24 protein-coding genes and 1 tRNA gene are annotated in these 19,873 nt (G+C 30.3%); 14 read left to right on the top strand and 11 right to left on the bottom strand.

Annotated elements, in window-relative coordinates:
* Position 1 precedes the first annotated feature (1 nt).
* From ACY2RW_RS02730 to ACY2RW_RS02710, 5 genes are all read left to right on the top strand, one after another.
* Positions 2-694: a nitrate reductase cytochrome c-type subunit gene (locus ACY2RW_RS02730; protein WP_490121161.1), complete on the top strand. Its 693-nt coding sequence runs from the start codon at positions 2-4 to the stop codon at positions 692-694.
* Positions 687-1,313: a cytochrome c3 family protein gene (locus ACY2RW_RS02725; RefSeq protein WP_490121160.1), complete on the top strand. Its 627-nt coding sequence runs from the start codon at positions 687-689 to the stop codon at positions 1,311-1,313. The genes ACY2RW_RS02730 and ACY2RW_RS02725 overlap by 8 nt, the downstream gene beginning before the upstream one ends.
* A 7-nt stretch (positions 1,314-1,320) precedes the next feature.
* On the top strand, positions 1,321-2,448 hold the full coding sequence (locus ACY2RW_RS02720; RefSeq protein WP_490121159.1) for a 4Fe-4S dicluster domain-containing protein: 1,128 nt from the start codon (positions 1,321-1,323) through the stop codon (positions 2,446-2,448).
* 26 nt (positions 2,449-2,474) lie between these two features.
* Positions 2,475-3,692, top strand: a complete 1,218-nt coding sequence (gene dsrP, locus ACY2RW_RS02715; protein WP_490121158.1) for a sulfate reduction electron transfer complex DsrMKJOP subunit DsrP — start codon at positions 2,475-2,477, stop codon at positions 3,690-3,692.
* Between the two features lie 138 nt (positions 3,693-3,830).
* Complete coding sequence (locus tag ACY2RW_RS02710; RefSeq protein WP_490121157.1) at positions 3,831-5,105, top strand: alginate export family protein; 1,275 nt, start codon at positions 3,831-3,833, stop codon at positions 5,103-5,105.
* A 65-nt stretch (positions 5,106-5,170) separates the two neighbouring features.
* Here the strand turns inward: ACY2RW_RS02710 and ACY2RW_RS02705 are convergent.
* A tRNA-Leu gene (locus ACY2RW_RS02705) sits at positions 5,171-5,252 on the bottom strand.
* 125 nt (positions 5,253-5,377) lie between these two features.
* On the opposite strand from ACY2RW_RS02705, the gene ACY2RW_RS02700 reads away from it, so the two are divergent.
* The 3 genes from ACY2RW_RS02700 to pth all read left to right on the top strand — a co-directional run bounded on the left by ACY2RW_RS02700 (position 5,378) and on the right by pth (position 7,675).
* Complete coding sequence (locus ACY2RW_RS02700) at positions 5,378-6,319, top strand: ribose-phosphate pyrophosphokinase (RefSeq protein WP_490121156.1); 942 nt, start codon at positions 5,378-5,380, stop codon at positions 6,317-6,319.
* 19 nt (positions 6,320-6,338) lie between these two features.
* Complete coding sequence (locus tag ACY2RW_RS02695; RefSeq protein ID WP_490121155.1) at positions 6,339-6,950, top strand: 50S ribosomal protein L25/general stress protein Ctc; 612 nt, start codon at positions 6,339-6,341, stop codon at positions 6,948-6,950.
* A 95-nt stretch (positions 6,951-7,045) separates the two neighbouring features.
* Positions 7,046-7,675, top strand: coding sequence for an aminoacyl-tRNA hydrolase (gene pth / locus ACY2RW_RS02690; protein WP_490121154.1), 630 nt, complete (start codon positions 7,046-7,048; stop codon positions 7,673-7,675).
* A gap of 18 nt (positions 7,676-7,693) precedes the next feature.
* Here the strand turns inward: pth and ACY2RW_RS02685 are convergent, their stop codons facing one another.
* The 9 genes from ACY2RW_RS02685 to lysM form a co-directional block, all read right to left on the bottom strand.
* On the bottom strand, positions 7,694-8,230 hold the full coding sequence (locus ACY2RW_RS02685; RefSeq protein ID WP_490121153.1) for a hypothetical protein: 537 nt from the start codon (positions 8,228-8,230) through the stop codon (positions 7,694-7,696).
* A gap of 34 nt (positions 8,231-8,264) precedes the next feature.
* Positions 8,265-8,714 carry a 6-pyruvoyl trahydropterin synthase family protein gene (locus tag ACY2RW_RS02680; RefSeq protein ID WP_490121152.1) on the bottom strand — a complete coding sequence of 150 codons (450 nt, stop codon included), beginning with the start codon at positions 8,712-8,714 and terminating at the stop codon, positions 8,265-8,267.
* Positions 8,715-8,925: 211 nt separating this feature from the next.
* Positions 8,926-10,419 (bottom strand): GH3 auxin-responsive promoter family protein, encoded by a 1,494-nt coding sequence (locus tag ACY2RW_RS02675; protein ID WP_490121151.1) that lies wholly within the window; start codon positions 10,417-10,419, stop codon positions 8,926-8,928.
* A complete protein-coding gene (locus tag ACY2RW_RS02670) occupies positions 10,419-11,285 on the bottom strand; it encodes a M23 family metallopeptidase (RefSeq protein ID WP_490121150.1) in 867 nt (288 codons plus the stop codon). The genes ACY2RW_RS02675 and ACY2RW_RS02670 overlap by 1 nt, the downstream gene beginning before the upstream one ends.
* A 48-nt stretch (positions 11,286-11,333) precedes the next feature.
* Complete coding sequence (nadD, locus tag ACY2RW_RS02665) at positions 11,334-11,918, bottom strand: nicotinate (nicotinamide) nucleotide adenylyltransferase (RefSeq protein WP_490121149.1); 585 nt, start codon at positions 11,916-11,918, stop codon at positions 11,334-11,336.
* 79 nt (positions 11,919-11,997) lie between these two features.
* Positions 11,998-12,582, bottom strand: a complete 585-nt coding sequence (gene gmk, locus ACY2RW_RS02660) for a guanylate kinase (RefSeq protein ID WP_490121148.1) — start codon at positions 12,580-12,582, stop codon at positions 11,998-12,000.
* A gap of 86 nt (positions 12,583-12,668) precedes the next feature.
* A complete protein-coding gene (locus ACY2RW_RS02655) occupies positions 12,669-13,535 on the bottom strand; it encodes a YicC/YloC family endoribonuclease (protein ID WP_490121147.1) in 867 nt (288 codons plus the stop codon).
* A gap of 36 nt (positions 13,536-13,571) precedes the next feature.
* The gene (locus tag ACY2RW_RS02650; protein ID WP_490121146.1) at positions 13,572-14,468 is read right to left on the bottom strand and encodes a DMT family transporter; all 897 of its coding nucleotides are present in this window, start codon (positions 14,466-14,468) and stop codon (positions 13,572-13,574) included.
* Between the two features lie 114 nt (positions 14,469-14,582).
* Entirely contained in the window at positions 14,583-15,053 is a 471-nt protein-coding gene (gene lysM / locus ACY2RW_RS02645) for a peptidoglycan-binding protein LysM (protein ID WP_490121145.1), read from the bottom strand.
* 97 nt (positions 15,054-15,150) lie between these two features.
* Between lysM and upp the strand changes: the two genes are divergently transcribed.
* Positions 15,151-15,804 (top strand): uracil phosphoribosyltransferase, encoded by a 654-nt coding sequence (upp, locus tag ACY2RW_RS02640; protein ID WP_490121144.1) that lies wholly within the window; start codon positions 15,151-15,153, stop codon positions 15,802-15,804.
* On the opposite strand, the gene ACY2RW_RS02635 is transcribed toward upp, so the two are convergent.
* Positions 15,799-16,728, bottom strand: a complete 930-nt coding sequence (locus tag ACY2RW_RS02635; RefSeq protein ID WP_490121143.1) for a DUF6427 family protein — start codon at positions 16,726-16,728, stop codon at positions 15,799-15,801. The two genes, upp and ACY2RW_RS02635, sit on opposite strands and share 6 nt — an antisense overlap.
* 41 nt (positions 16,729-16,769) lie before the next feature.
* Here ACY2RW_RS02635 and ACY2RW_RS02630 point away from each other — a divergent pair, with 41 nt between their 5' ends.
* From ACY2RW_RS02630 to ACY2RW_RS02610, 5 genes are all read left to right on the top strand, one after another.
* A complete protein-coding gene (locus ACY2RW_RS02630) occupies positions 16,770-16,991 on the top strand; it encodes a DUF6341 family protein (protein WP_490121142.1) in 222 nt (73 codons plus the stop codon).
* Positions 16,992-17,000: 9 nt separating this feature from the next.
* Complete coding sequence (trmB, locus tag ACY2RW_RS02625; RefSeq protein ID WP_490121141.1) at positions 17,001-17,672, top strand: tRNA (guanosine(46)-N7)-methyltransferase TrmB; 672 nt, start codon at positions 17,001-17,003, stop codon at positions 17,670-17,672.
* A 133-nt stretch (positions 17,673-17,805) separates the two neighbouring features.
* Positions 17,806-18,141 carry an MGMT family protein gene (locus ACY2RW_RS02620; protein ID WP_490121140.1) on the top strand — a complete coding sequence of 112 codons (336 nt, stop codon included), beginning with the start codon at positions 17,806-17,808 and terminating at the stop codon, positions 18,139-18,141.
* A gap of 158 nt (positions 18,142-18,299) precedes the next feature.
* Positions 18,300-19,433 (top strand): Mrp/NBP35 family ATP-binding protein, encoded by a 1,134-nt coding sequence (locus tag ACY2RW_RS02615; protein WP_490121139.1) that lies wholly within the window; start codon positions 18,300-18,302, stop codon positions 19,431-19,433.
* A gap of 8 nt (positions 19,434-19,441) precedes the next feature.
* On the top strand, positions 19,442-19,678 hold the full coding sequence (locus ACY2RW_RS02610; protein ID WP_490121138.1) for a NifU family protein: 237 nt from the start codon (positions 19,442-19,444) through the stop codon (positions 19,676-19,678).
* Positions 19,679-19,873 lie beyond the last annotated feature (195 nt).

The raw sequence follows: 19,873 nt of genomic DNA, 5'->3' as shown, positions 1-19,873 counted from the left end.
CATGAGAAAGAGATTAGGAATCATATCATTATTCGTAATTCTATTTATAGCTTTTATAATTGTTTGGAATTATAGTTATCAAACAGGCAAAGAAGAAGCTTATATTCCTGTAGAAGAAAATAGTGTTACTTATGTAATACCTTCTGAAGCAGGAGTTTTTAAAAGATCTAAATTTGCTTTAGATTATGCAAAGATGCCTATTGATAAAAATCATGAGCGAAGTTTAAAAACATACTATAATAATAGAGCATATCATGGAGCTCCTCCAAGTATTCCTCATCCTGTAAAGAACGATAGAACTGTTGGCGAAAACACCTGTTTACAATGTCATGAAAATGGCGGATTTACTCAAAAGTTTAATGCGTATGCACCTGTAACTCCACATCCAGAATTGGTAAATTGCAGACAATGTCATGTAGAAGAAAAAACAAAAGGAACTTTTAAACCATTTGAATATAGAAAGGTTGTTGCTCCAAAAGTAGGTGTAAATAATGCTTTGGTTTCAAGCCCACCAGTAATACCACATCAAATACAATTGCATGAAAGTTGTTTGTCATGTCATGCAGGACCAAGTGCACCCAAAGAAATTAGAGTTACACACCCAGAACGTGTTAATTGTAGACAATGTCACGTTGTCAACAATAAAGAAATAAAAGACATAGGTGTTTTCATTAAAAAGATTAAAAATGAATAAAAACAATAGAATAATTTATGTTTTAGGAGTTTTATTATTGATGGTCTTGGTTGCATCTTGCAAACATAAAGAAGAAGAATATCATAGTATAACAGATAAAATAAAAGCAAAAAGCAAAAATTATCATGGTGTTTCTGTTTCTTCAGAAAATTATTATGATAATGTTAAGATGATAAAAATAACGGAAGGAGAACATTCGTTTTTAATTCCCGAAAGAAAAAGTCAAATTAAATCTTACGCCTGTACAGAGTGCCATTCAAAACCTTTAAACGAATTACAAAGTAAAGACTATAAAAAAGCACATTGGGATATTGCTTTAAAGCATGCAGATGCAAATACTATGAACTGTATAACTTGTCATAATGGTAAAAACATGGATGAGTTAAAGAGTTTAACAGGGTCAAAAATAGACTTTAATAGAAGCTATAAATTATGCAGCCAATGTCATACAAAACAATTTGATGATTGGAAAGGTGGCGCACATGGAAAGAAAATTGGAGGTTGGGCACCACCAAGAGCTTCAATGACTTGTGTTAATTGCCATAATCCACATAAACCACATTTTGAGAGTAGATGGCCAGCGCGTTTTAATACTCAAAAAATATTAGAAAGAAAATAACTAAGGCATGAGCGATAATAAAAAATGGTTTTCTCTAAACTTAAACAGTAAAAATAAGCAAACTTCGGGTTCTTCTTGTAGCTGTGGTAAATCTGAAGGAGGATGTAATTCACATCAACCCAAAGAAGAATTAAGTGAAGAAGAATTTTTAGAAGCTGCTGTAACTGCATCTATTGGAGAAGAGGTTAAAAAAGATGGTTTTGATCAGGTTTTTGATGTAAAGATGAATAGAAGAACTGCTTTTAAACAATTAACAGCAAGTTTATTAATTGGAGCAGGAGCAGTATCATCTTGTACAAGTATTACTTCTGGAAAAGATTCAAAAGAAAAAGCACAAATAGATTGGGAAGAGCAATTTAAAGGAAATTATAAACTAATGTCTGATGAAGAAAAGAAAGGAACAGTAGATAGATTGGTTCGTTCTTATCAGATTAGAACAGGTAAAACCATTAGTATGTCTTCTAAAAACGCAGAAAAAGATGTGCTTTTTGGTTATGCATTCAATATCTCTAAATGTCAAGGGTATATGGATTGTGTAAGTGCTTGTGTAGAAGAAAATAATCAAGATAGAAATTCGCAAATGGAATATATCCGTATTCACGAAATGAAAGACGGAAAAGGTTTCAATTTTAACGAAGCTGATGATAATTATTACCATGAAGTTCCTGCTGAAGGTCATTTTTATATGGGAACCCAATGTTTTCATTGCGATAATCCACCTTGTGTAGAAGTTTGTCCTGTACAAGCAACATGGAGAGAAGAAGATGGTTTGGTAGTTGTAGATTACGATTGGTGTGTTGGTTGTAGATATTGTATGGCAGCTTGTCCTTATGATGGACGAAGATTTAATTGGAGCAAACCAGAAGTTCCAGAAGCAGAGATTAACAAAAATCAACATTACTTAGGAAATAGAATGCGTAAAAAAGGCGTAATGGAAAAATGTACATTTTGTGTACAACGTTCTAGAGTTGGTAAAAATCCTGCTTGTGTAGAAGCTTGTCCTACTGGAGCTCGTGTTTTTGGTAATTTATTAGATCCAAACAGTACAATTCGTTGGGTTTTAGAAAATAAAAAAGTATTTAGGTTAAAAGAAGATTTAGGTACAGAACCCAAGTTCTGGTATTACATGGATTAAGTTTTTTTAACTGATAAAACAATGATATGAGAAGACTTAAGGTTTTTAAAAGTTTAATAAAAGATAGTTTCGATATAATTACGCACGGCTCTAGAAGATACCATATTTGGATGGCATTTTTAACCTTTGTAATGTTAGCAGGTATGTATTGCTATTCCATTCAATTAGAAGAAGGTTTAAGTGTAACAGGTATGACAGATAGAGTAAGTTGGGGGTTGTATATTTCTAATTTTACTTTTTTAGTGGGTGTTGCAGCAGCAGCAGTTATGTTAGTAATGCCAACGTATGTTTTAAAAGATATCGATTTTAAACAAGCCGTTTTAATTGGCGAAGGTTTGGCAGTAGCTGCTTTAATTATGTGTTTGGCTTTTGTAATTGCAGATATGGGAGGACCATCTGTACTCTGGCACATGCTTCCAGGAATTGGAGTTTTTAATTTTCCAAATTCGATGTTAACTTGGGATGTTTTAGTTTTAAATGGATACTTATTCCTAAATATTACAATACCATTTTATATTTTATTTAGACATTATCAAGGCAAAGAATCTAAAAAAAGTGTGTATGTACCAGGAGCTATTCTGTCCGTTTTTTGGGCAGTAGGTATTCACTTGGTAACTGCCTTTTTATATCAAGGATTGCAGGCAAGACCTTTTTGGAACAATGCCTTATTAGGCCCTCGTTTTTTAGCTTCTGCATTTGCAGCAGGACCAGCATTAATAATTTTGGTTTTGGCGGTAATTAGAAGCTTTACAGAGTTTAAAGTACAGGATAAAACCATTAAAAAAATAGCAATGGTGGTTACAGTTGCTGCTCAAATAAATATTATAATGCTAATTTCAGAACTATTTAAAGAGTTTTATGCACCAACACATCATAGTGAAAGTGCTTATTATCTTTTCTTTGGTTTAGATGGAAAAACAGCATTGTTGCCTTGGATTTGGACTGCGATTTCTTTAAATGTTTTAGCTACAGTAATCTTAACTTTTCATAAATTAAGAAATAATTTAAAAGTACTTTATTTTGCGTGTTTCATCTTGTTTGTTGCTATTTGGATAGAAAAAGGATTTGGACTAATTGTACCAGGATTTATACCTGGACCTTATGGAAAAATTGCAGAATATACACCAACAGGAATAGAAATAGGAGTTACTTTAGGTATTTGGGCACTAGGTGCTTTGGTTTTTACAGTATTAGCAAAAACAGCAATAGGTATAGAAACTGGTAAATTACGTTATAAAAAGTAATTTTTTTTGAAAAATACTTCAAAATTCTTTTTAATAATAATTCTTAAATATGAGAATTATCATAATATATACTTCTATAAAAATATAAGTTTGTACTACTAAAATATATAAACAAAAAAATAAATTAAAATAGAAATAATGAAAAAACGATACATAATTTTAGGACTTATGTTAGCTTGTTTTCAATATACAAGTGCGCAATTTACATTAGATGGAGAATTTAGACCAAGGTCTGAATATAGACACGGATTTGGAAGTTTAATACCAGATGCAGCAGACGCTGGTTTCGGTATTTCTACAAGAGCAAGACTAAATGCTGGTTTTATGACGGACAATTACTGGGTGTATATCAGTTTACAAGACGTTATGGTTTGGGGAGAAAATAGACAAATCTTACCTTACGATCAAAATAATTCTTTTGCTGTATTTCAAGCTTGGGCAGAAATAAAATTAGGAGAAAATACATCAACAAGATTAGGACGTCAAGTATTATCTTATGATGATCAAAGAATTTTAGGAGGCTTAGATTGGGCGCAACAAGGGCGAAATCATGATGCAGCTTTAATTAAGTACAAAAAAGATAACTTTATGTTAGATTTTGCGTTGGCTTTTAATCAAGATTATTCTCATCCCACAGGATTTATTTCTCAAGGAACAGGGTATTCAACCACTGGTTTCTTCTCCTATAAAACGATGCAAATGTTATACATGAAGCAAAAATGGGAAAAATTAACTGGAAGTGTATTGTTATTAAATAATGGTTTCCAAAAGTTTGATGTAAATAGTAATCCAGATGGAGTAAGTAATTTACAAACTTTAGGAACTCACTTAAACTATAAATCTGGCAGTTTTGGCTTGGCAGCAAATGCATTTTTACAAACAGGAAAACGCCAAGGAGATGTTAATGTAAAAGGAGCTTATTTACTAGGTTTAGATGCCAATTTTAAAACATCAGACAAAGTAACACTAGGTACTGGTTTGGAAGTTATTAGTGGAAATGATGCAGGAGCTGGAGAAACAGGAGCTTTCTTTCCATTATATGGTACAAACCATAAATTTAATGGTTTTATGGACTATTTTTATGTTGGTAATCATGCAAATTCAATTGGCTTGGTAGACATTCATGCAAGTGCTAATTTTAAATTAAGTAGCACATCAAGCTTAATGGCAAAAGTATTAAACTTTAGAGGTGAACAAGCATTGCCAAGTGGAGAAAAATCTTTAGGAACTGAGGTTGACTTAGTTTATAAAAAGAAGTTTAAAGGATATGCTCTAGTAGCAGGATACTCTCACATGTTTGCAAATGATGGGATGTATGAGTTAAAAGGAATACCAAAAACTACTGCCTCTGGAACACAAAACTGGGCTTGGGTTATGTTAGTTATTAAGCCTAAGTTTTTAGGAGGTAAATAGAATAAATTACAACTTTAATAAATAATTAAAAAAAACCTGTAAAATATATTTTACAGGTTTTTTTGTACTCAAGGTGGGAATCGAACCCACACTTCCGAAGAAACTGGATTTTGAATCCAGCGCGTCTACCAATTCCGCCACTTGAGCAAGTACTAAATAGGAATGCAAATGTATTAAAATATTTTATTTTAAAGTCAATAATTTAATTTCAAACTCAATAAATAATTTCTATTTTTGCTTTCTTACAACAACAGTACTAAAAAAACAACTAAATGCCTTCAAATCAGCTTTCACCAAAACTATTTGCTTGTAGACAAAGCACAGTTTTGGCAGAAAAAATTGCCAAAGAATACAATACTCAGTTAGGAAAAGTAAAGACTACCTATTTTAGTGATGGAGAATTTCAACCTGCGTTCGAAGAATCTGTTAGAGGAAGACGCGTTTTTATTATAGGATCTACATTTCCTAATGCAGATAATTTAATGGAAATGTTATTAATGTTAGATGCAGCAAAAAGAGCATCTGCAAGACATATTACAGCAGTTATGCCATACTTTGGTTGGGCAAGACAAGATAGAAAAGACAAACCTAGAGTTGCAATTGGTGCAAAATTAGTAGCAAAATTGTTAGAAGCTGCAGGAGCTACCAGAATAATGACTATGGATTTGCATGCAGATCAAATTCAAGGTTTCTTTGAAAAACCAGTAGATCATTTGTTTGCTTCAACTATTTTTATGCCATATATAGAGAGTTTACAATTAGAAAACTTAACTATTGCTTCTCCAGATATGGGAGGTTCTAAAAGAGCGTATGCATATTCTAAACATTTACACTCAGATGTGGTTATTTGTTACAAACAACGTAAAAAAGCCAATGTAATTGGACACATGGAGTTAATTGGAGACGTGCAAGGAAAAAATGTAATCTTAGTAGATGACATGATTGATACTGGAGGTACATTAGCGCATGCAGCAAATTTAATGATGGAAAGAGGGGCATTAAGTGTACGAGCAATATGTACACACCCAATACTTTCTGGTGGCGCTTATGAAAAAATAGAAAACTCTGGTTTAACTGAGTTAATAGTTTCTGATACAATTCCGTTAAAAAAGGCTACATCTAAAATAAAAGTAGTATCTTGCGCGCCATTATTTGCGGATGTTATGCATAAAGTGCAAGACAATACCTCAATTAGTGGACAATTTTTAATGTAAATAATTAACAAAAAAAGTAATGAAATCAATTACAATTAAAGGATCAAAAAGAGAAAGCGTAGGCAAGTCAGCAACTAAAGCCTTACGTAATGCTGGAATGGTTCCTTGCGTTATATACGGAGGAGAAACACCAATTCACTTTTCAGCAGAAGAAAAAGCGTTTAAAAAATTGGTATTTACACCAAATGTTTATACTGCAAGTATTGACGTTGATGGACAAAAGGTAAGTGCAATTTTACAAGACATTCAATTTCATCCAGTTTCTGATAAAATTTTACACGTAGATTTTTATCAATTATTTGATGATAAAGAAGTTACAATGAATATTCCTGTAAAATTAACAGGTACTTCTCCAGGAGTATTAAATGGAGGGTCTTTACGTTTTACAAACCGTAAATTAAAAATTAAAGCTCTACCAGCTAATTTGCCAGATTTTATATCTGCAGATATTTCTAAATTAAAAATTGGAAACAAATTATTTGTAACCTCTTTGTTTAATGACGATTTTACTATCATGCACCCAGACAATACAGTAGTTGTACAAGTTAGAACTTCTAGAAACGCTGTGGCTGTAGAAGATGATGAAGAAACAGAAACTGCTGAAGAAGCTGCACCAGCTGCAACAGAATAGTTAGTTTAAAATATTTATTTAAGAAAGCGTTACAAACCTGTAACGCTTTTTTGTTGTGCTGAATTTATGTTGAGAACTTGTCTTATTTTTGTATAATGAATTTAAGAAATTTTTTTTCTAAAATATTTGGTATAAAATTTGAATCTAAAGAAAAATTGATGAAAAAACTTTTAATTGTTGGTTTAGGTAATATTGGAGATAAGTATACTAATACACGTCATAATATTGGCTTTAAAATTGTTGATGAAGTAGCAGAAGAACACAATGTTACTTTTGAAACAGAAAAGTTGGGAGATGTTGCTACTTTCCGATTTAAAGGAAGAACATTTATTCTTTTAAAACCAAGTACATTTATGAATTTAAGCGGAAAATCACTTAAATATTGGATGGATAAAGAAAAAATTCCATTAGAAAATATATTAGTTATTACAGATGATGTAAATATAGATTTTGGTACAATTCGTCTCAAAGCAAAAGGTTCTGCTGGTGGACATAATGGATTAAAAGATATTGAAGCAAAATTAGGGCATCAAAAATACGCACGTTTTCGATTTGGAGTTGGTGGTAATTATGCCAGAGGTAAACAGGTAGATTACGTTTTAGGCGAATGGAATAAAGAAGAAACCAGCCAATTAATTGAACGTTTACAAACTTCAGCAAAAATTATTACCTCTTTTGGTACAGCTGGTTTGGCAAATACTATGAATACTTTTAATGGTAAATAATAAAACTAATAAAAAGTGCTATTTTTTATCAAAACTAATAGTAATCTCACCTTTTTCTGTAATGTTTATTTTATTATTGATGTAACTCTTTTTAATAGCTAAATTATTCTCATTAAATAAATTAACACTATACTCTCCTGATAAAAAATTGCCAATAGTAGATGTAAAAGTTATAGTTCTTCCTCCTGAACTGCTAATAGAAAATGTCCCAGAGTTTTTAATATTAACAATTTTTGCATTTGTAGTTGCAGAACCAGATACAGGTGTTTCTGTAGTTACAATCCTGTGTTGCCCTTCAGCAGAAAAAAGCCCATTACTACTTAATGATATATTTATCTCAAAAGTATCGCCAACTTTAGTAGTTGTAGAAACTGCAACAGTACCACCTTGAGTGATTGCAGAATTATTAATAGTTTCATTAAGACTTTTTACAGTATAATTACCAGAGACGTTAGCGGCTGTAAAATCAAAAGCAACAGTTTTATCATCACCATTACTACAGCTAGCGATAGAAATTGCAATTAAAAGAATAAAAATTAATTTGATATTTTTCATGACTAAAGTTTTTTGTAAAGATATTAATTTATAGCTAATTTTCACTAGCAAACCATTCTGCAAAACTTGTATCAGTTTCTTGCAGTTTTATAGAGTGTAATTTGATGTTATCTGGTAATCTTGTTTTTATTTTTTTTGCAAAGTCAATCACCATCATCTCACTTGTTGGTTGATAATCTACTAATAAAACATCATGCCCTCTGTCCATTAATTCTTTTGCCAATTCTACATGTGGGGTATTTTTGTTAAAAACAGTAGCATGATCAAAAACATCTACAATTTCTTCATTTACAATCTTTTTTAAATCACCAAAATCTATAACCATCCCAAATTTTACATTGGTATTGTCTTTAATAGGTTTTCCAGAAACTGTAACAGAAAGTTTATAAGAATGGCCATGCACATTTTTACACTTACCATCATAACCATACAATGCATGCCCAGTTTCAAAATTAAATTGTTTTGTAATTCTAATTGTACTCATTCAAAAATTTTATGAATATGTCATTTCGAAATAAGGAACGATTCAGAAATCTTTTGATAAAGAGATTCTTTCTCATACTTCGTTTGGAATGACAAACTATTACTAATTAACGTCTGTTTCTATATTTGTTGTAAAAGTAGACAATAACTAAGGCTATTGCTAATCCTAAAAATAAAAAATCTCCTCCCATTTATTTATGTATTTATTAATTTTAAACTAAAAACTTTTGTAAAACCTCTGCAATTTTTCTGTTATCAGATAATTGCGGAATTTTATTTTGCCCACCAAATTTACCAATAGATTTCATATATTCATGAAAACCACCTTTTTTAACTTTTCTAATTACAAGTTGACGCAAGATTTTTCCCTCAATTAAATCGAAATAATAAATATTTTGTGCTTGCATAGATTCATCCACTTTTTGTGCAAATTCTTCTAAATTATCAGGCTCATTTTCAAATTCTATAAACCATTCATGGTATGGTAAACCACTTTCTGGATTTACTTGTGGTGCCACAGTAAACTCACTAATATTAATGTTTGTGCCTTGTATAGCATCATTTAATGCCTTTTCTACTTCTTTACCAATAACGTGTTCGCCAAAGGCGGATATAAAATGTTTAATGCGTCCTGTAACTTTTATTCTATAAGGTTTTGTTGATGTAAATTCTACAGTATCACCAATATTATAACCCCACAAACCAGCAGTTGTGTTTAAAATGATGACGTAATTCACACCAATTTTTACATCTTTTAAAGAAATTCTTGTCGGATTTTCATTAAAAAATTCATTTGCAGGAATAAACTCATAAAATATTCCTGAATCTAACTGCAACAACATTCCTTTTTCGGTTTGCGAATCTTGATAGGCAATAAAACCTTCTGAAGCAGGATACAATTCTATATAATCTATTTTCTTACCAATTAAACTTTCGAACTTGTTTTTATAAGGCTCAAAATTTACACCTCCGTAAATGAAGAAGTTAAAATTTGGGAAGATTTCTGATATTTTTTTACCCGTTTTTTCAATCAATTTTTCAAAATACATCTGTACCCAAGAAGGAATTCCGCTAATTACAGACATATCTTCGTTAATGGTTTCTTTTACAATTGCATTTACTTTGGTGTCCCAATCTTCTATACAATTGGTTTCCCAACTTGGCAATCTGTTTTTTAATAAATATTGAGGCACATAATGTGCAACAATACCACTTAACCTGCCAAGTTTTACTCCGTTTTTATCTTCTAAAACTGGACTTCCTTGTAGAAAGATCATTTTTCCATCTACAAAACTAGCATCATTTTTTTCAACAATATAAAACAACAAAGCATTTCTTGCTGCTTTGATATGTGTTGGCATAGATTCTTTGGTAATTGGTATGTATTTTGCGCCCGAAGTCGTTCCAGAAGTTTTGGCATAATAGAGTGGTTTTCCTGTCCAAAGAACATTTTCTTCTCCAGCAACCATTCTATCTATATAAGGTCTTAAACCTTCGTAATCTGTAACTTTTACATGTTTAATAAAATCACTGTAAGTAGTTATTTTATTAAAATGATGGTCTTTTCCGAAAGCAGTTTTACTTCCTTCAGAAATTAAATTTTTAAACACTTTTTCTTGTGTTTTAAACGGTTTTTTAGCCCATTTATTTACTTTTTTAGTAGCAAATTTAGCAAACGGAATCGCAAAAAAAGATTTAATGCTCATTACTTAAAATCTATAAATTTTGTAGGATTTACAGCATAACTGCCACTCCAAAGTTCAAAATGCAAGTGTGGTCCTGTAGTTAATTCTCCTGTAGAACCAACTGTAGCTATAACTTCGCCAGATTTTACAAAATCGCCTTGTTCTTTTAATAAAGAGCCATTGTGTTTATAAACAGATACATAATCTTTGGTGTGTTTTAAAATAATTACATAACCAGTTTCTGCACTCCAACCAGAAAAAATAACAGTTCCGTCTGCAGTGGCTTTAACAGGAGCTCCAGTTTTAGCAACAATATCTACTGCAAAATGTTTTGAATTTGCATCAAAATTTTGCGAAATAGATCCATTTAATGGTGCAAAAAAAACAATTTTTATATTTTTAGAAGCATTATTTTGTAAAGAGAAAAGAGTTTCGCTATCTATTTTTTCTCTAAAAAGAGAATCTTCTTTGGTGGCATCTAGCTTGCTTTCATCTATAAAACGTTGTCTCGTTTCTGTTTGTATAGAATCTACACTTTCTGTAGTTATTTCTCCTGTTAAAACAGGTTTTATTGCTTTTGTATAGTTTTCTAAAATAGCAAGTTTTATTTTTAAAGAATCTGCTTCTATAGTGGCTTTTAATGCATCAGATTTTAATTTGGTAGATGAATAACCAGGAATGTATTCTTTTATTGGTGTAAATGCAATAAGTAAAATAGTTGCAGCAACTAATAAAATTGAAAAGACACCCCCTAAAACAAAAACATTTAAACGAGATAATTTTAAAGAAAAACGCTCTTCAAACGTGTTTTCATTTAAAACAACCAATCTATATTTGTCTGTTAATTTTTGTTTAAGTTTTCCTTTTTTTTTGTTTTTTTTCGCCACAAAAAATGATTTGATTTATTACAAATATACAACGATTTTAAAGTGATTTTATTTTTTGTAAAAATTCATTTCATCAATATATTGCCAAACTTCTTTAGTTAACATTGGTTGGATGTTTTTATCTTCTTTTATTCCGTTTCTAATCATTGTAGAAGAAATTTGTACAATTGGTGCATTCACTCTATGAATTTTAGGGTGATTTTTAAATTGATGCTTTACAATACCTTCTGCAATTCTTGGATATACATAGATGTGATGATGGGCTAAAATAGTTTCATAATTCTTCCATTTATGAAAACTCTTCAAATTATCTTCACCCATTATTAAACAAAATTCTTTATTTGGATAAATATCAGAAATATGTGCTAATGTATGTACAGTATAATTGGGTTGAGGTAATTTAAACTCGATATCTGAAGGTTTAATTTTCGGATAATTTTCTGTAGCTCTGTATACCAACTCAAACCTGTGATGATTTTCTAACAAAGAACTTTTCTTTTTAAAAGGGTTATGAGGTGTTACTACCATCCAAATTTCATCTAAATCTGAATTTTCTACCATATAATTGGCAATAATTAAATGGCCAACATGAATTGGATTGAAAGTACCAAAATATAAACCGATTTTACTCATTCTCTAAAAGATATTAGAAAAAAGAGAAAAGAAAAAAGACTCCTTACTCTTTACTATTCTTATTTCTCTATTTTTTATTCTATTTCAATTCTAAAAAATCACTCACTAAATCCTCAACTTCTTTTAAAGCAACATCTAAATCGTAATTTTTAATAATTTTATCAAACTGAGGCGCAGTCGCTAATTCTACAGAAGCTTTTGCAATACGCATATTTATTTTTTCTTCGCTTTCTGTTTTGCGTTTTTTTAGACGAATTTTTAATTCATCAACACTTGGTGGTTTTACAAAAACAGACAAGGTTCTTTCTGGATATTTTTTCTTTATTCGCAACCCACCAACAACATCAATATCAAAAATAACATGTTTTTTTTGTGCCCAGATTCTTTCAATTTCACTTTTTAAAGTTCCATAAAAATTATCTCTGTAGACTTCTTCCCATTCTAGAAATTTATCTGCCTTTATTTTATCTTTAAAATCTCTTAGAGAAATAAAATAATAATCTTCACCATCTTTTTCAAAACCTCTTGGCTCTCTAGAGGTTGCAGATATAGAAAATTCTAAATTAAATCTTTCTTGTGCCAATAAATGGCGAACAATAGTTGTTTTACCAGAACCTGATGGTGCTGAAAAGACGAATAATTTTCCTACAAAATTATCTTTCATAATTAATTTTGTTATGCTGAAAAGTGTTTCAGCATCGTTATTATTATTGAGAGCTGAAAAATAAATTCAGCTTTTTTTAAAGTAAGCTAAAGTACGTTTAAAATCTGTTCTTTAATTTGCTCTAACTCATTTTTCATTTGAATAACCGCTTTTTGCATAGGTGCAAAATTGGCTTTAGAACCAGTTGTATTTATTTCTCTTCCAATTTCTTGTATTACAAAACCAAGTTTTTTACCATTAGAATCTGGTGTTGCTAAAGTTTCTAAGAAATAATCTAAATGGTTTGCCAAACGTACTTTTTCTTCGTTAATATCTAATTTCTCTAGATAGTAGATTAATTCTTGCTCAAATCTGTTTTCGTCTGTATCTACTTTTAAATCTTCAATCGCCTTTTTTAAACGTATTTTTACGTTTTCTATACGATCTCCATCTAAAGCTTTTACTTCTTCTAAATACATTTTTATATTACTAATTCTTTCTTTAAAATCATCTTCTAAAGAAGCAGCTTCATCTATTCTATACTGTACAATTTCTTTAACAGCTTCGTTAATTGCTTTTTCAATTTCAGACCATTCGTTTTCATCTAATTCTTCACGTTCCGTTTTTAAAGCATCTGGCATTCTTACAGCCATTTTTAGCAATTCAACATCATCTGAAGTACCAGTTTGAACCACATTTCTTAATTGTTGAATGTATTGTTTTACAACTCCATGATTTATGGTTGTAGAAGTTTCATCTGCAGTCATTTCTACATTAATAGAAAAATCTACTTTACCACGAACCAAAGCACTGGCTAATTTTTTACGAACAGCTAGTTCTTTTTCTTTATAGTAAGATGGAATTCTAACGTTTAAATCGAGGTTTTTACTATTTAAAGATTTAATTTCTATGGTTACTTTTTTGGTTGGTAATTGTAAAACAGATTTACCATAACCTGTCATAGATTGAATCATAAAATCAACATTTTAGATGAATGGCAAATATAGTTTTTATTTAACAGAATTATCTGCTTGTTTGGTAACTAAATAAACGCCTAAAAAGATAATTAATGTGGCTGCAATCTTTACTAAATTTAAAGAATCACTTTCTGTAAATAAGGCGTAAACGGTTGCAATTACAGGTTGTAAATAAATAAAAACACTTACAGAAGTGGGCTTTAATTTTGTTAAGCCATACAAGTTAAACAGATAGGTAATACAGGTTGTAAAAAGTACCACAAAACCAGCTTTTAAATAGATGTTTGTTGGCATAGTTGTCCAAGAAACTTCCATTAAATCTAAGAAACCAAAAGGAGTTACAAATAGCAAACCAAAAAGGTACAACCATTTTATAAAAACAATGGGATTGTATTTTGTAATTAAATTTTTAACCAACACTAAGTATAAACCATAAGAAGCTGCATTTATAAAAACTAAAAAGTTTCCAAGAGTTCTATTATCTGCATTTCCATCGGACTTGTTTCCGTAAACGATTAAAATTACGGTTCCAATTAGCCCAATTATAATTCCTAAAATCTTTCTGTTTATAATTTTTTCTTTTAACAAAAGACTAGAAAAAATCAATACTAACATTGGTGATGTTACCATCATTACAGAAGCACTTATAGGTGTTGTTAAGCTCAATCCTTTAAAAAAAGTAAGCATGTTTAAACCAACACCAAAAAAGGCAGCTAAAAGAATTTTCTTGTAATCTTGTTTGTCAATCTTTTGTTTTTTGATGAAAATTCCTACAATCCAAAAAACAATAGTTGCACCAGAAACCCTTAATAAAATAAGTCCATAAGGTTTAATATGCAAAGGCATTACGTCTTTTGCAATGGTAAAAGTAACTCCATAAATTAGAGTTGCAATAGCAACTGCAATTAAAGCAAGTGTTCTTGAGTTCATTTATAAAACAACTTAATATTTTACAAAGTTGATGATAAAATTTAAAATAATTACATAAAAAAGAGTTTCAACAAAATGTTGAAACTCTTTAAGGTTTGGTTGATTAACTTTTGGCTAGTCTACCAAAGGTGGTATTCTTAAAACTTGACCAGGATAAATTTTATCTGGATGCGAAAGCATTGGTTTATTTGCCTCAAAAATTACAGGGTACTTCATTGCATTTCCATAATATTCTTTTGCAATTTTACCTAAAGTATCTCCACTTTCTACAGTATGAAATTGTGCCATTGCTGCTTCTTCTATAATTTCTACTTCTGCAACAGTTAAATTGTCTTCTACAGAAGCTACACCATTTGTGTTACCAACAACTAAAACTACTTTTTCTTTGGTGGCTAAATCTGCAGCTTCTCCCCAAAGTTTTACAGCATCATCATCTACTTCTATAGACAAATCTGTAACTTCTAATTCTAAGGCAGTAATTGCGTTTCTTAATTGGTCTGACTTTTCTGCATTTTCTTCTTCTGTTGTTTTTCCAATGCCAAAAACTTTAGCACCAGCATTTTTAATGAATGAAAAAATTCCCATTTTTTTGATTTTTTTTTATTAATATTTTGATTTTTGTGTGAAGGCAATATACAAATTTTAGTTAATTGAGTTACATTTGTTTGTATAATTTACAAAAATGATAATTCATCACTTACAAGAAAACAATTCAATTTTAAACAAATTTATCGCAGAAATTAGAGATGTGAACATTCAAAAAGATTCGCTCAGATTTCGAAGAAATATAGAAAGAATAGGAGAGGTTTTAGGATATGAATTGAGCAAAGAACTTTCTTATTCAGATGTAAATATAAAAACTCCTTTAGGAGAAAAGAAGACGCAATTAAGTAATAATGATGTGGTGTTGTGTTCTATCTTAAGAGCTGGTTTACCTTTACATCAAGGATTGCTCAATTATTTTGATGATGCAGAAAATGCATTTATTTCTGCATATCGTCATCACCCAAATAATGATACAGAATTTGAAATAGTTGTAGAGTATTTTGCTGCACCATCTATAGAAAATAAAACGTTATTATTGGCAGATCCAATGTTGGCAACAGGACAGTCTTTAATTGCGGTTTTAGAGGCAATAAAAAAATATGGCACTCCAAAAGAAATTCATATTGTTGCTGTAATAGGAGCTAAAGAAGGAATCGATTTTGTCAAAGATAAATTCCCCAAAAACACACATTTATGGATTGCTGCTATTGATAATACATTAAATAGTAAAGGATACATTGTACCTGGTTTAGGTGATGCTGGAGATTTGGCTTTTGGATCTAAATTATAATGAGAAAAAAGCTAAAATTGTTCCTGTTAATAACAATCCAAAAAGTATATTTTTAATCCACTTTTTTTGAATAACTTCAAATCCGTTTGCAATAATTATTGATGCAGGAATGGCTAGAAATATAATTTCTGCACCATTTTTTGTTTTAGTGGTTAAAGCAAACAAAATAGCAATAATTGCATTCGCAATTAATAACAACCAACTTCTTTTAAAAGAATTGTTTACAGACAATGCTTTTGGAGATTTTAAAAAGATACCACAAATTGTAAACAGTAAAATAGCTCCAAAAAACCAAATAGAACTATCTTCACTATATATTGCTATTTTTTTTATACTACCTAATTGTAAAAGTTCAGTAAACACTTCACTAGAATCATTCCAAAATAAATAAGTAAAATAAATAATAAGTGGCGTAAAAAAACCTACTACTGGAGTTAATAAAGTATGAATTGTAATTTTTTGTTGTAAAAGAATAGAAATAAAGATTAACAAAGAAAAGAGAATTAAAAAAGGCTCTAAAATAAAAAGAATTCCTAACCAAAAACCACTATCAAAAAGCTTTTGTATAAGGTTTTTAGAGGAACGTAAACTATAAATTTTTCTAAGAAAAAGAAGGTGTATAAGTATGACTATTAATATTTTAAACTCTAATAACTTTGTTAAAAATAAAATATTTAATAAAGTAAAAACAAAAAAACTGTAAGAATGATCAAACGTGAGTTTATTTTTAGAAATTACAAAGTTGTAAAAGAAGAATATAGATAAAAATAGGGTAAAGAAACCAACACTTTTTAAAACTTTAATCCAGGTAAAATCGTTAGTAAAATGTATAGAAATATTAGCAATTACAAAGAAACCAAAAAATAATCCTAAATAGATTATAAAATTGATGGGTTTAGATTTCTCTAAAAAATTGGTTAACATTGTTTCTTTTGTTATTTTTGCACTGTAAAGATAATTAAGTTATGATAGCAAGCAATATTTTTAGATGGATTGGTAGTTTATTTACAGATCTTTTATTTATCCCTTTTAATTGGTTACGTACAAGTGTAGCACATGCAGATTTTGGATGGTGGATATCAAATGCCGTAAATTGGGGGTTTTTGTTAGTACTTTTAGTATTGTTTTGGTACTGGATGAAAGAATCTGCTCGTTTTAAGAGAGAAGGTACAGAAGATAGAGCTTAATTTTACATCTTGGGAAGCAAAAACAAACTAAAACGTTTTAAAGAAAACGAGACGTTTAAAAATGTCATTCAGCCAACTAGAGAAGAAGTTGTTACTAATTTTTCTCAAAAAGGCAAATGGCATTCTTTTTTTGGTAATTCTAATCCTATAGTTGTTGAATTGGGTTGTGGTAAAGGCGAATACACCATTGCTTTAGCTAGGAAAAATCCTGATAAAAACTATATAGGTATTGATATTAAAGGAGCACGATTTTGGAGGGGAGCAAAAACTGCCATCGAAGAAAACTTACCCAATGTTGCTTTTGTTAGAACCCAAATAGAGTTGGTCGATTTTATTTTTGCAGAAAATGAAGTTTCTGAAATTTGGATTACGTTTCCTGATCCTCAAATAAAATTTCAACGTACAAAACATAGAATGACCAATGCAACTTTCTTAAAAAAATACCATATAATTTTAAAAGAAGATGGTATTATGAACCTGAAAACAGATAGCGAATTTATGCATGGTTATACACTAGGCTTATTGCATGGAGAAGGTCATGAAGTTTTATATGCCAACCACAATATCTATAAAAATGATGGTGCACCAGAAGAAGTTATACAAACACAAACTTTTTACGAAAACCAATATTTAGCAGTTGGTAAACCTATTACTTACATTAAATTTCGATTGAAATATTAGATGTTGTCATTCTGTCCTAAAATTTCAAGAGTTTCAGAATCTCACAATTTTCACTTTTCTGTCATTTCTAAATAAGCCTTTTTGGGCGACTGAGAAATCTTATTTTATACTTCTAAAATAGTATATTTACAAAGTGAAAGAATCCGATAATTTTTTTGAAAAAGTATATCAAGTAGCAAGATTAATTCCTTTTGGCAGAGTTACAAGTTATGGAGCAATAGCCACTTATTTAGGAGCTGCAAAATCTGCAAGAATGGTAGGTTGGGCTATGAATAATTCTAGCAATCAAAAAGAAGAAGTACCTGCACATAGAGTTGTTAATAAAAAAGGATTGTTAACAGGTAAACATCATTTTAATGGTACTAACTTAATGCAACAATTATTAGAAAATGAAGGCATTGTTGTAATAGAAAACCAGATTCAAGATTTAGAAACAGTTTTTTGGAACCCAATAGATGAATTGTCTTAACTGTTATTTAGAATATTGTAAAAACTAAAACAAGTATTTTCTCAATATAAAACTACAATCATTTTCACTTATTAATACATAAATAAACACAATCTATTCTTTTTAATTTCTTAATAGTTAGCTGTATCTTTGCAATCAAGATTAAATAAAAATAAGACGTGAGTTTTACAAAACAAGATATATACAAAGCATTAGAAACTATTACAGCACCTGGAGAAGGAAAAAGCTTAGTAGAAAACAAAAATGTAACTAATGTAGTCACTTTTGGTAATGAAGTTATTGTAGATGTAACTATAAACAACCCAACTTTACAAGCTAAAAAGAAGATAGAATCAGAAATTTCTAAAGCAATAAAAAATATTGTTGATGAAAACATTGATCTAAAAATTAATGTAAAAGTAGAAAAGCCAGCACCTAAAGAGAATCCAAATCAGATTAGAGGAAAAGAAATTCCGAACATTAAAAACATCATTGCAATTGCCTCTGGAAAAGGAGGGGTAGGAAAATCTACAATTACAGCAAATACAGCTATTTCATTAGCAAAAATGGGATTTAATGTAGGTGTTTTAGATGCAGATGTTTATGGACCATCACAACATATAATGTTCGATGTAGAAAAAGAAAGACCACTTTCTGTAAAAGTAGAAGGTCGTTCTAAAATGAAGCCAATAGAAAATTATGGCGTAAAACTACTTTCTTTAGGTTTTTTTACAAATCCAGATCAAGCTGTAATTTGGCGAGGACCAATGGCAAGCAAAGCCTTAAACCAATTAATTTTTGATGGTGCTTGGGGTGAGTTAGATTTTCTGTTAATTGATTTACCTCCAGGAACAGGAGATGTACATTTGTCAATTGTACAAGCATTGCCAATAAATGGAGCAGTTGTGGTAAGTACACCACAAAATATTGCATTAGCAGATGCTAAAAAAGGAGTAGCCATGTTTCAACAAGAAAGTATAAATGTGCCAGTTTTAGGTATTATAGAAAATATGGCATATTTTACACCAGAAGAATTACCTAATAATAAATATTATATCTTTGGACAAGATGGAGCTAAAAATTTAGCAGCAGATATAAAAACACAGTTTTTAGGAGAAATTCCTTTGGTACAAAGCATTCGCGAAGCAGGAGATGTTGGAAGACCAGTAGCCATGCAAGAAGGCACAGTCTTAGAAAAAGCCTTTAATGAGATAACTAAAGAAATGGTATCTCAACTATTAAAAAGAAATGCAAATTTACCACCAACAGAAGTGGTAAGAATTACAACAATGAGTGGTTGTAGTACAAAATAATATAGATTATGACAGCAGAAGAAACTTTAAATAATGTAGAAAAGGCGTTAGAAGAAATTCGTCCGTTTTTAATGAGCGATGGTGGCAATATAAAACTTTTGTCTATAGAAGATGCTATTGTAAGAGTACAATTAGAAGGAGCTTGCACAGGTTGTTCTGTAAACCAAATGACCTTAAAAAATGGGGTTGAAGCAACTATTAAAAAATATGCACCGCAAATAGAAGAGGTTATTAATGTTGCTTAAAACCATATTTTGGGCGTTCCCTAAAAAGGTCGGGCTTTACGTTATATCTTTTTATGCTGAATTTAGTTCAGCATCTTTCATTTAAACAAAAGTATTAGAATTTAAACAGACTGATTCCAAATCGAGTTCTGCATAAAAAGGATGTCACTTCAATCCCTAACGCATTCACGAGAATGAAAATAAGTATCTCAGTTC

It is taken from the genome of Polaribacter sp. 2305UL8-11, assembly GCF_058147165.1.
The sequence above is the reverse complement of the archived record's forward strand: the minus strand, read 5'-3'. Positions and strand labels throughout refer to the sequence as shown.